This is a genomic window from Actinomyces sp. HMSC075C01 (assembly GCF_001812965.1).
GTDB lineage: Bacteria > Actinomycetota > Actinomycetes > Actinomycetales > Actinomycetaceae > Actinomyces > Actinomyces acetigenes.
Genome location: NZ_KV811029.1, coordinates 32,087 through 44,362, shown reverse-complemented (window position 1 = coordinate 44,362; position 12,276 = coordinate 32,087). Strand labels below are relative to the sequence as shown.

Genomic DNA, 12,276 nt, shown 5'->3' with positions numbered 1-12,276 from the left:
TCCCGACCCTCGTGGAGTAGACCGACTCGGGCCGACTCGGGGTGGAGCCGGCGTCGGACCATGGCCTCCGGGCCCCTGCGCAGACGGCGGTCAGGGAGCGGTGCAGGAGGGCCTGTGATGGAGGCGCCGGGCTGTGTCACCGAGGACCTCGGACTCGCTCCTGCGCGGCCCGGTGTCCACAGCGCTGACATGAACCAGCCTGCCGTCAATGTTTCCAGCGGAGATCGTTGGAATACTGCGGTTCTTCCTCGGTGCGCAGCACCGATGCAGGGTTGATGTCAGCACCATGGACACCAGCGACCCGTCAGGCCTCTTCCCTCCGTGCATCGTCACCTCCAGGACCACCAGCACGCCCCGGGTTCCCGCCCGAGCGAGTGCCTCAGAAGCGAGGAGACAGCACAGTGGGGATCGGGGACGTACATGTGCGTCGAGGACTGCGATGTCCTGCAGGTGACTGAGGTCCGTCCCCAGTGGTTTGGGGGAGAACGCAGTCGCCGCGCCGAAAGTACGTCCCCGACGTCGGCAACGGTGTCGGTCGGGGGAACGGGGCCGGACAGAGACGTGCAGGCGCTGTTGTGGCTGGCTGCGCAGGGGCTGTGAGGAGCGGGCGCAAGGCGGCCCGGCAGCCGCTCAGAGGATGGTGCCCGCTGAGGGACTCAGGTCACGCGGTGGACACGGGTGGGGCAGTATGCGCGACTGTGGTGGGAATCGCAAGGATCCGGTGAGGATCGGCGTGGAGTCCTTGACGTGGGCCGTGTACGCTAGCGCTTTGCGTGCATTGTGTGTATTGGTGCGAGGAGTATCTGCCCTCCGCGCGGGCCCCGACCCGTCGGAACCCTGGCGGGCGTGAGCCCGGCAACGCAGATTCTACTCAACCCAGTGCTCGCGGTGTGCGTTGTGTGATCCCCGATCTGAGGGAAGGATCCCCCTTTGGCTGCCTCGCGCACCTCCGCACCCACTGCTGCTGACATCGCCGCCCGTACCGCGTCGCGTCGTATCAACTTTGCCAAGATCGCCGAGCCCATGCAGGCTCCGAATCTGCTTGCCCTTCAGACCGAGAGCTTCGACTGGCTCGTCGGTAACGAGAGGTGGCGCGAGCGGATGACTGCCGCCAACAAGGCGCACCCGGGCTCCCTGCCCGAGACCTCCGGTCTGGAGGAGATCTTCGACGAGATCTCCCCGATCGAGGACTTCGGCGAGACCATGGCCCTGTCCTTCCACGACCACCGCTTCGAGGAACCGAAGTACACGGCGGAGGAGTGCCAGGAGAAGGACCTCACCTACTCCGCCCCGCTCTACGTGGTGGCGGACTTCGAGAACTTCTCCACCGGTGAGATCAAGTCCCAGACGGTCTTCATGGGCGACTTCCCGCTCATGACCGACAAGGGCACCTTCATCGTCAACGGCTCCGAGCGCGTCGTCGTCTCCCAGCTGGTGCGCTCGCCGGGCGTGTACTTCGAGCGCACCACCGAGAAGGCCACGGACAAGTACGTCTACAACGTCAAGTTCATCCCCTCGCGCGGTGCCTGGCTCGAGTTCGAGATCGACAAGTCCGACCGCGTCGCGGTGCGCATCGACCGCAAGCGCAAGCAGGACGTCACCGTCTTCCTGCTGGCCCTGGGCATGGACGAGTCGGAGATCCGCAAGGAGTTCGCCGACTACCCGGCCCTGACCTCCGCCCTGGACGAGGACCGCAAGATCACCACCCAGGACGAGGCGCTCCTGGACATCTACAAGAAGATCCGCCCCGGTGAGCCGCCGAGCGTCGAGGCCGGCCGCACCCTGCTGGAGAACTTCTACTTCAACCCCAAGCGCTACGACCTGGCCAAGGTCGGCCGCTACAAGATCAACAAGAAGCTGGGCCTGGCCTCGGACCTGACCGAGTCCACCCTGCGCATCGAGGACATCGTCGCGGCCCTGCGCTACCTGCTGGCCCTGCACTCCGGCGCCGAGACCGTCGAGGGCGTGCGTGACGGCGAGATCACCGAGATCGCCGTCGAGTACGATGACATCGACCACCTGGGCAACCGCCGCATCCGCGCGGTGGGCGAGCTCATCCAGGCGCAGGTGCGCACCGGTATGAGCCGTATGGAGCGTCAGGTGCGCGAGCGCATGACCACCCAGGACGTCGAGGCCATCACGCCGAACACGCTCATCAACATCCGGCCCGTGACGGCCGCGATCAAGGAGTTCTTCGGCACCTCTCAGCTCAGCCAGTTCATGGACCAGAACAACCCGCTGGCGGGTCTGACCCACAAGCGCCGCCTGAGCGCCCTGGGCCCCGGCGGTCTGTCCCGTGAGCGCGCCTCCATGGAGGTCCGTGACGTCCACACCTCGCACTACGGGCGCATGTGCCCCATCGAGTCCCCCGAGGGTCCCAACATCGGCCTCATCGGCTCGCTGGCGACCTTCGGGCGCATCAACCCCTTCGGCTTCGTCGAGACCCCCTACCGCGTCGTCGTCGACGGCCAGGTCACCGACGAGACCCACTACCTGACGGCCGACGACGAGGACCGCCACGTCATCGCCCAGGCCAACGTCACCCTCACCGAGGACGGTCACTTCGCCGAGGACCACGTCCTGTGCCGCGTCACCGGCGGCGAGCCGGCCCTCGTGCCCTCCTCCCAGGTGGACCTCATGGATGTCTCCCCGCGCCAGATGGTGTCGGTGGGTACCTCCCTCATCCCCTTCCTCGAGCACGACGACGCCAACCGCGCCCTCATGGGCGCCAACATGCAGCGCCAGGCCGTGCCGCTCATCCGCCCCGACGCCCCGCTGGTGGGCACGGGCATGGAGCGGCGCACCGCCGTCGACGCCGGTGACGTCCTCGTGGCCGACAAGGCCGGTGTCGTCACCGAGGTCTGCGCGGACTTCGTGCGCGTGGCCAACGACGACGGCACCGAGATCGTCTACAAGGTCGCCAAGTTCCGCCGCTCCAACCAGGGCAACTGCTACAACCAGCGGGTCGTGGCCACCGAGGGCGAGCGCGTCGAGGTCGGCACGGTCCTGGCCGACGGCCCCGCCACCAACGAGGGCGACCTGGCCCTGGGCCAGAACCTCCTGGTCGCCTTCATGACCTGGGAGGGCCTCAACTACGAGGACGCCATCATCGTCTCCCAGCGCGTGGTCGCCGAGGACATGCTCACCTCGATCCACATCGAGGAGCACGAGGTCGACGCCCGCGACACCAAGCTGGGCGCCGAGGAGATCACCCGCGACATCCCCAACGTCAGCGAGGAGACCCTGGCCAACCTCGACGAGCGCGGCATCATCCGCATCGGCGCCGAGGTCCGCAGCGGTGACATCCTCGTGGGCAAGGTGACCCCCAAGGGGGAGACCGAGCTGACCAGCGAGGAGCGCCTCCTGCGCGCCATCTTCGGTGAGAAGGCCCGCGAGGTGCGCGACACCTCCCTGCGCGTGCCCCACGGCGAGTACGGCATCGTCACCGGTGTGCGAGAGATCGACGCCGCCTCCGACGACGCCGAGCTGCCCGCGGGCGTCAACCGCATGGTGCGCGTCTACATCGCCCAGCGCCGCAAGATCACCGTCGGTGACAAGCTCTCCGGCCGCCACGGCAACAAGGGCGTCATCTCCAAGATCCTGCCCGTGGAGGACATGCCTTTCCTGGCCGACGGCACCCCGGTCGACGTCATCCTCAACCCGCTGGGCGTGCCCAGCCGTATGAACGTCGGACAGGTCCTCGAGCTGCACCTGGGATGGGTCGCCTCCCGCGGCTGGGACGCCACCGCCGCGCGCGAGGCCGGCGAGGCCTGGACCGCCAACCTGCCCGAGAACGGCATCAAGGCCGAGCCGCGCACGCCCGTGGCCACGCCCGTCTTCGACGGTGTGCGGGACAACGAGCTCATGGGGCTGCTGGGCTCCACGCTGCCGACCTCCGACGGCCTGCAGCTGGTCGAGCCCAACGGCAAGGCCCGTCTGTTCGACGGCCGCTCCGGTGAGCCCTTCCCGTACCCCATCTCGGTGGGCTACATGTACATCCTCAAGCTCCACCACCTCGTGGACGACAAGATCCACGCCCGCTCCACGGGTCCGTACTCCATGATCACCCAGCAGCCGCTGGGTGGTAAGGCCCAGTTCGGTGGTCAGCGCTTCGGTGAGATGGAGGTGTGGGCCATGGAGGCGTACGGCGCCGCCCACGCCCTCCAGGAGCTCCTCACCGTCAAGTCCGACGACGTCAACGGCCGTGTCAAGGTCTACGAGGCCATCGTCAAGGGCGAGGACATCCCCGAGCCCGGCATCCCCGAGTCCTTCAAGGTGCTCATGAAGGAGATGCAGTCGCTGTGCCTGAACGTCGAGGCCCTGGACGCCGAGGGCGTCGCCATCGCCCTGGACGACACCGACGACGACGGCTCGCGCGCCGCCGACGAGCTCGGCTTCGACCTGGGCCGGCGTCCGGGCGGGGCCATGGCCTCCACGGTTGACGAGATCTGAGTGGCCACCGCCTGGTGACGACTTCGTGACAACTTCATCGAGCCCCGGTTGAGGGCGGGCGGCCAGCCCGCCGCCCGCCCTCCCACCAGGCTCGCAGGCGCCGTCGGAGTCATGGAACAACGACGACGGAACGCCCCCCAGACCACCACCTGATGAGATTTCACCATCGGAAGTAGGAACTGTGCTCGACGCCAACGTGTTCGACAGGATCCAGCTCGGCCTCGCCACCGCGGAGGACATTCGCTCGTGGTCCCACGGCGAGGTCAAGAAGCCCGAGACCATCAACTACCGCACCCTCAAGCCCGAGAAGGACGGTCTGTTCTGCGAGAAGATCTTCGGCCCCACCCGGGACTGGGAGTGCGCCTGCGGCAAGTACAAGCGCGTGCGCTACAAGGGGATCGTCTGCGAGCGCTGCGGAGTCGAGGTCACTCGCTCCAAGGTGCGTCGCGAGCGCATGGCCCACATCAAGCTCGCCGCGCCGGTCACCCACATCTGGTACTTCAAGGGCGTCCCCTCGCGCCTGGGCTACCTGCTCAACCTCGCGCCCAAGGACCTGGAGAAGGTCATCTACTTCGCGGCCTACATGGTCACCGAGGTGGACGAGGAGGGCCGTCACGACGACCTGCCCTCGCTGCGCAACGAGCTGGAGGTCAAGAAGAAGCACCTCGAGGAGTCCGGCCAGGCCGAGGTCGAGGCGCGCCAGCAGCGCCTCGAGGAGGACCTCGCCCAGCTCGAGTCCGAGGGCGCCGAGGCCTCCCAGCGCGACAAGCTCCGCAAGACCGCCGAGCGCGAGATCACGGCCATGCGCCGCCGCAACCAGCGTGCCCTGGAGCACATGGACAAGGTGTGGGACCGCTTCGTGAGCCTCAAGGTCGGTGACCTGGAGGGTGACGAGGTCCTCTACCGCGACATGGTCGCCGACTACGGCATCTACTTCAAGGGCTCCATGGGCGCCGAGGCCATCCAGGCCCGCCTGCGCAGCTTCGACCTCGAGGTCGAGGCCTCCGCCCTGGCCGAGATCGTCGAGAACGGCACCGGCCAGCGCAAGACCCGCGCCATCAAGCGCCTCAAGGTCGTCAACGCCTTCCGCATGACCGGCACCGCCCCGGAGTCGATGGTCCTGGACAACATCCCGGTCATCCCGCCGGACCTGCGCCCCATGGTCCAGCTCGACGGTGGCCGCTTCGCCACGAGTGACCTCAACGACCTCTACCGCCGGGTCATCAACCGCAACAACCGCCTCAAGCGGCTCATGGACCTGGGCGCCCCGACGATCATCGTCAACAACGAGAAGCGCATGCTTCAGGACGCCGTCGACGCCCTGTTCGACAACGGTCGCCGTGGCCGCCCGGTCACCGGCGTGGGCAACCGCCCGCTGAAGTCCCTGTCCGACATGCTCAAGGGCAAGCAGGGCCGCTTCCGTCAGAACCTCCTGGGCAAGCGCGTGGACTACTCCGGCCGTAGCGTCATCGTCGTCGGCCCCCAGCTCAAGCTCCACCAGTGCGGTCTGCCCAGCCAGATGGCCCTGGAGCTGTTCAAGCCCTTCGTCATGAAGCGGCTCGTCGAGCTCAAGGAGGCCCAGAACGTCAAGGCCGCCAAGCGCATGGTCGAGCGCGCCAACCCCAAGGTCTGGGACGTCCTGGCCGAGGTCATCCGCGAGCACCCCGTGCTGCTCAACCGCGCCCCCACCCTGCACCGCCTGGGCATCCAGGCCTTCGAGCCCCAGCTCATCGAGGGCAAGGCCATCCAGCTGCACCCGCTCGTGTGCGGCGCCTTCAACGCTGACTTCGACGGCGACCAGATGGCCGTCCACCTGCCGCTGGGCGCCGAGGCGCAGGCCGAGGCCCGCATCCTCATGCTGTCCTCGAACAACATCCTCAAGCCCTCCGACGGGCGCCCCGTGACCATGCCCAGCCAGGACATGATCATCGGCACCTACTACCTCACCTCCGACCCCGACCCGGCGGTCGAGGTCGAGCGCGACGCCGAGGGCAACGAGGTCGTTCCGGCCTTCTCCTCCTTCGCGGAGGCGGTCATGGCCTACGACTTCGGCAAGCTCCACGTCAACGCCGCCTGCGACATCCGCTTCGAGGAGGGCATTGCCGCGCCCGAGGGCTGGCAGCCGCCCGAGGGCTGGAGCGAGGGCGACCCGATCACCCTGCGCACCTCGCTGGGCCGGGCCCTGTTCAACACCTCGCTGCCCGAGACCTTCCCCTACGTCAACTACGTCGTGGACAAGAAGCAGCTGGGCAACATCGTCAACGCCCTGGCGGAGAACTACTCGCGCGTCGAGGTCGCCGCCTCCCTGGACGCCCTCAAGGCCAACGGCTTCTACTGGTCCACCTGGTCCGGCATCACCGTCGCCTTCGCCGACGTCGTCTCCCCGGAGGCCAAGCAGGAGATCCTCGTGCGCTACGAGAACGAGGCCGCCGAGATCGAGGAGCAGTTCGAGCTCGGTGCCCTCACCGAGGACGACCGCTACGCCTCGCTCATCGACATCTGGACCAAGGCCACCGCCGAGGTCGCCGAGGCGATGCGCGAGAACTTCCCGCAGCGCAACACCGTCTACCAGATGGTGGTCTCCGGGGCCCGAGGCAACTGGGACCAGATCCGCCAGCTCGCCGGTATGCGCGGACTGGTGGCCGACCCCAAGCAGCGCCTCATCGAGCGCCCGATCAAGTCCAACTACCGCGAGGGCCTGAGCGTCTTGGAGTACTTCATCGCCACCCACGGCGCCCGTAAGGGCCTGGCGGACACGGCGCTGCGTACCGCCGACTCCGGCTACCTCACGCGACGTCTGGTCGACGTCTCCCAGGACGTCATCGTCCGCGAGGAGGACTGCGGCACCCGCAAGGGCCTGACCAAGCGGATCTTCTCCTGGATCGACGCCGGCGACGAGCGCATCAAGGAGCCCTCGGAGATCCTGGGCACCACCGTGTTCGGCACCACCCTGGCGCGCGACGCCATCGACGCCGAGGGCAACCTCATCATCGAGGCCGGCGCCGACCTGGGCGACGCCGAGATCCAGGCCGCCATCGACGCGGGCATCGAGGAGATCACGGTGCGCTCCGTGCTCACCTGCGACTCCAACGTCGGCACCTGCGCCGCCTGCTACGGCCGCTCGCTGGCCACCGGCAAGCGCGTCGACATCGGTGAGGCCGTCGGCATCATCGCCGCCCAGTCCATCGGTGAGCCCGGCACGCAGCTGACCATGCGTACCTTCCACACCGGTGGTGCGGCCGGCGCCGCCGACATCACCCAGGGTCTGCCCCGTGTGCAGGAGCTCTTCGAGGCCCGCACCCCCAAGGGCGAGGCCGCCGTGGCCGAGGCCGCCGGCACCCTCAAGATCGAGGACGACGCCGACGGCAAGCGCCTGGTCATCACCCGCGACGACGGCGAGGAGGACGTCATCGTCCCGGTCTCGCGCCGTCAGCGCCTGCTGGTGGGCGACGGCGACCACGTCGAGCCCGGCCAGGCCCTCACCGAGGGGCCGGTCGACCCCAAGAAGGTCCTGCGCCTGCGCTCGGTGGCCGCCACCCAGCGCCACCTCGTCGAGGAGGTCCAGGAGGTCTACCGCTCCCAGGGCGTGGACATCCACTCCAAGCACATCGAGGTCATCGTGCGCCAGATGCTGCGCCGCGTGACCGTGCTGGACTCCGGGGACACCCGCCTCCTCCAGGGCGACCTCGTGGACGTCATGCACTACCGCGCCGAGAACCGCCGGGTCATGGCCGAGGGTGGCAAGACCGCCACCGGCCGTACCGAGCTCATGGGAATCACCAAGGCCTCGCTGGCCACGGACTCCTGGCTGAGCGCCGCCTCCTTCCAGGAGACCACGCGCGTGCTCACCGAGGCCGCCATGAACGGCAAGTCCGACCCGCTGCTGGGCCTCAAGGAGAACGTCATCCTCGGTAAGCTCATCCCCGCCGGTACGGGCCTGGCCCGCTACTCGGACATCGAGGTCGAGCCCACCGAGGAGGTCAAGGCCGAGGTCTTCTCCCGCGTGGACCTGGGAGACGGCGTCTTCGGCGAGTCCGTCGCCCTGGACGACTTCCACTTCGGCGGGGACCTGCGTGCGGACTTCTCCGACGACTTCCGCACCGGCTTCTCCAGCAGCGAGGACGTCGAGTTCTGACCGAGCCCCCACCGGGTCCACGGGACCTGAGGCTCGCATAGCGTTCGGCCCGCTCCCCAGCAGGGGAGCGGGCCGAACGCCGTCAGAGACCGGGCGTGGAGGAGCCTGGCTCGGAGGAGTGGGGCTCAGGCACTGAGCATGGTCTCGCGGACACGGCTGACCCAGGCGAGCTTGTCCTCCAGGGAGGCGCTCGCCGGAGTGTTGATCTTGAGGCCCTCGTAGACCTGGGCACCGTCAGCGGCCCGCATCGTGGCGGCCACCCGCTCCGGGGTGAGCCAGCTGGTGGGCTCGTGCTCGGCCAGCGGCAGGTGGGCGTCGGCCCACGCCCAGGCCCACTGCGTCTCCTCCGGACCGGCGCCCGAGATCATGACGCCGCCCAGCAGGCCCGCCTCCACGAGCCGGCTTACGTGGCTCTCCGGGGTGGACGGGTCATGGGTCTCGATGACGGAGCGCCCCCAGTTGACGGTGATGAGAGCCGCGGTATCCCGGCAGGCGGCGATCTCCTGGGCCAGCGGCAGGAAGGCCTTCTCCGAGGGGCCCACGCCGCCCTCGGCGTCGCAGTGCTCCACGATCATCCCCAGGCCGCGGGAGGCGAAGTCCTCGCTCAGCTCGCTCAAGGAGGCGTGGAAGGCCTCGGGGGTGGCCTGGTGGTGCGGCGCCGAGTGCAGCTCCACCCGGGTGACGAGCTGCTCGCCCGCAGCCTCGTGCAGGCGGTCGACTGCCTCCAGCAGCGAGCGGGTGTAGGCCAGCGCCTGAGCACGTCCGTCGTCGTCGGGGGAGGCCAGTCCGAAGACGGGATCGGCCCCGGCGCGCCCCATGGTTCCCGGGATCGCCGTGACGACGCACTGGTCGAAGCGCCCGGCCAGCTGCTCGGCCAGCCACGGCTCGGGTGCGTCCAGGGCCTCCCGGAAGGGCAGCTCGATACCGTCGACCCAACCGAGGTCGGCCAGCGCGGCGTACAGGGCGGCGGCCCCGCGGCGGTCCTCGTCGTCGGGCGGAAGCATGGGGTAAGCGCCGACGACGAACGGCACGGTGCGGGACTGGGCGGGTGCCTCAGTCCGATTCTCTGAGGTGGCGGACATGTGGTCTCCTTGAGGTTCAGGGATCGTGCTACAGTGCGCGATACGTCAGACATCATATGACTGGATGTGCAGTGGCGCACCGTTGCACACGGCACTGCCAGTCGTTCAACGCCGGTGGAGCGCTGATGCCGGCACGAAGGACCTCCCCATGCTCTTCGACCTCATTGGAACCGAGACCTCCCCCCTGAGCCTCAGCGAGCAGGACGTCGCTGCCCTGGCCGCCTGCGGGCGCGGCACGATTCTTCTCGACGTCGCCGCCCGCGCCGACGCCACCCTCATCGCGTTCACCGGCACCAACGGGCGGATCACGCTGTCGCTTCGCGCAGGCCGCCTCGACGGCGAGCAGGTCCTCGGCGCGGTCGGCCTTCTGGAGGGGCCCTCCGGAGCCGGGAGTGAGGGCGGTATCCAGCGGCGGGTCCTCGACGCCGAGGACGCCCTGGGCCTGGACGACGGCCGCCCCCACACGATCGCGATCACCGTCAACGAGACCGGCACCCACCTGTACGCCGATGGCTACGAGTGCTTCTCCACGACGCTGACCGCTTTCCTCGCCCAGATCGGGCTGACCGACGTGCGCATCGACCCCGACGGGATCGCCACGGTCACCCGCCTGGCCGCCTGGGCCGAGCCGCTCAGCGACCGCGCCGTCATGGCCCAGTCCCTGGCAGCCACCCCACTGGTCCAGTTCGCGGCCAATGAGCTCTCCGCCCGCGACGCCCGCCGCACCGGCGCCCTGACCACCGGTTCCATCCGGGCGCTGCTGCGCACCCGGGGCCGCGGCCAGGGCGGCACCATCATCGCCGCGAGCGGCCAGGGCGGCACTTTGCACCTCGACATCGACGCGGGAGGTCTGAGCTACCGGGTGCTCCCCGGTGAGGACTCGTCGGAGACCGAGCCCCTCATCGAGGCGCGAGCCCCGGGCCACTGGGACGACGGGACCTGGCACGACGTCGTGGTCACCTCGGGGCGCGGTGCGGTGGAGATCCACGTCGATGGCTACCAGGTGGCCATGGTCCCCGGCGGCGCCTTCCTGGCCGACATCGCGCCGGTGACGCGCGTCGTGGTGGGGGCCGACCTGGACGGCAGGCGCCTCTTCGGCGAGGCGCAGTCCGCCATGATCTACGACGCCGCCCTCACCGACGCCCAGGTCAAGCGCCTGGTCGGGGCTGCCCCGCTGCCCACGCGCGCCCTGTTCGATACCGGCTACCACGGCGCCCGGTCCTACCGGATCCCCTCCCTGCTCACCCTGGACAGCGGCGTCATCCTGGCCGGCGCCGACCAGCGCGTCTCCATCCCCAACGACGCCCCCAACGACATCAACCTCGTCATGCGCCGCAGCCTGGACGGTGGGGCCACCTGGGAGGAGATGCGCACCCTGCTCAGCCTCCCGGGCACCGGGGCACTGGGGGCCAGCCTCATCGACTCCGTCCTGGTCCAGGACCGCTCCACCGGACGCGTCATCTGCCTGGTCGACCAGTTCCCCGGCGGCATCGGCCAGCCCAACGCGGCCGTCGGCACCGGCTTCGACGAGCAGGGGCGCCGCGTGCTGCACAACCGCGCCGGCGAGCGCTTCGCCGTCGAGCCCGACGGCAGCGTTGTCACGGAGACCGGCGAGGCCACCGACTATCGCATCGTCCTCAGCGGCGACGATGCTGCTGGGGTGCGCGCCGGTGACGTGCTCCTGGGCGGCCGGGCGGTCGGCAGCATCTACCTCGCCCACGAGCAGGCCCCCGAGGACTGCCTCTTCCAGCACCGCGGCTCCCACCTGCTCATGCTCACCTCCGATGACGACGGCGCCACCTGGTCCGAGCCGATCGACATCACCGCCCAGGTCAAGGCCGACTGGATGTGCTTCCTGGGCACCGGCCCCGGCAACGCCATCCAGTTGACCGCGTCGGAGCACGCCGGACGCATCCTCGCCCCCGTCTACTACAGCCACGAGGCCGGCGGCACCAGCTACCTGTCCTGCGCCGCCATCTACTCCGACGACGGCGGAACCACCTGGACCCTGGGCACCTCACCCAACGACGGACGCGAGGTGCTGGGCGCCGTCGTCCACTCCCGGGACCTGGTCGACGAGCGGGCCAGCCTGTACGAGTCCGTCCTCGTTGAAGGAACCGACGGCGCCGTGCACGTGTGGGCTCGTAACCAGCACCCCTCGGGGAGGGTCGCCCACGCCGTCTCCCACGACGGGGGCGTCACCTGGGGCGAGATCGACTACGACGAGCAGCTCCCCGAGATCTTCTCCCAGCCCAACGCCATCGCCGTCACCGGCCTGGAGCGCTCAGCGGTCGCGGAGGACACTGAGGGCGTCACTGACGGCGCCACGGGGGAGGGTGGCCGGGGGATCGTCTTCGCCAACGCCTCCCGGATGCTGCCCTTCCGCGGCTGTGGCGTCCTGCGCCTGAGCTATGACGACGGTGCCACCTGGCCCCACAACCGGGTCATCAACCCGCGCCACTATGTCTACCAGTGCATGGCCCAGCTGCCCAGCGGTGACATCGCCCTGCTGTGGGAGCGCGAGTGGCAGGGGCTGTTCCTGACCACCGTGCCGCTGGCCTGGCTGACGAGCTCGCGCTCGACCATCAGCTGAGCCCGCCCAGCCCC

The 12,276-nt window shown here is 69.2% G+C and carries 4 protein-coding genes; 3 read left to right on the top strand and 1 reads right to left on the bottom strand.

What is annotated here, in order from left to right:
• The first annotated feature begins 930 nt into the window (after positions 1–930).
• Together rpoB and HMPREF2883_RS11135 are read left to right on the top strand one after the other, a co-directional pair.
• Entirely contained in the window at positions 931–4,452 is a 3,522-nt protein-coding gene (gene rpoB / locus HMPREF2883_RS11140; protein WP_070662385.1) for a DNA-directed RNA polymerase subunit beta, read from the top strand.
• Positions 4,453–4,633: 181 nt separating this feature from the next.
• Entirely contained in the window at positions 4,634–8,587 is a 3,954-nt protein-coding gene (locus HMPREF2883_RS11135; RefSeq protein WP_070662381.1) for a DNA-directed RNA polymerase subunit beta', read from the top strand.
• Between the two features lie 125 nt (positions 8,588–8,712).
• On the opposite strand, the gene HMPREF2883_RS11130 is transcribed toward HMPREF2883_RS11135, so the two are convergent.
• On the bottom strand, positions 8,713–9,669 hold the full coding sequence (locus HMPREF2883_RS11130; protein WP_070662378.1) for a DUF4862 family protein: 957 nt from the start codon (positions 9,667–9,669) through the stop codon (positions 8,713–8,715).
• 148 nt (positions 9,670–9,817) lie between these two features.
• Here HMPREF2883_RS11130 and HMPREF2883_RS11125 point away from each other — a divergent pair, with 148 nt between their 5' ends.
• Positions 9,818–12,262 carry a sialidase family protein gene (locus HMPREF2883_RS11125; RefSeq protein ID WP_070662375.1) on the top strand — a complete coding sequence of 815 codons (2,445 nt, stop codon included), beginning with the start codon at positions 9,818–9,820 and terminating at the stop codon, positions 12,260–12,262.
• Positions 12,263–12,276: the final 14 nt, after the last annotated feature.